Below are 212 nucleotides of genomic sequence, written 5' to 3'. Positions count from 1 at the left end.
AGCATTAGCTGGTTATCCTGTGTAGTCTGAGATAACAAAGTTTCTATCTCAGCAATAACTTTGTCGGCATTTTCACGTTTGCGAATAATGCGTTTAATCGCTGTTTTTTCTGCATCGGCTATTTTATCCTGAAGCTCTTCCGTTACGTGCCAGATACGCTCACACTCTGTAGCGATAGAAGGGACTAGTAGTACTTCCATTGGATAGGGTGA

The 212-nt window shown here is 42.0% G+C and carries 1 pseudogene; it reads right to left on the bottom strand.

The annotated features are described in order from the left end of the window. Positions 1 to 212 (bottom strand): annotated as a pseudogene (locus H1X92_RS00060) (BRO-N domain-containing protein); the annotation flags it as partial.

The sequence above is a fragment of the Arsenophonus endosymbiont of Apis mellifera genome (assembly GCF_903968575.1).
Classification (GTDB): Bacteria; Pseudomonadota; Gammaproteobacteria; order Enterobacterales; family Enterobacteriaceae; genus Arsenophonus; species Arsenophonus apicola.
The sequence above is the reverse complement of the archived record's forward strand: the minus strand, read 5'-3'. Positions and strand labels throughout refer to the sequence as shown.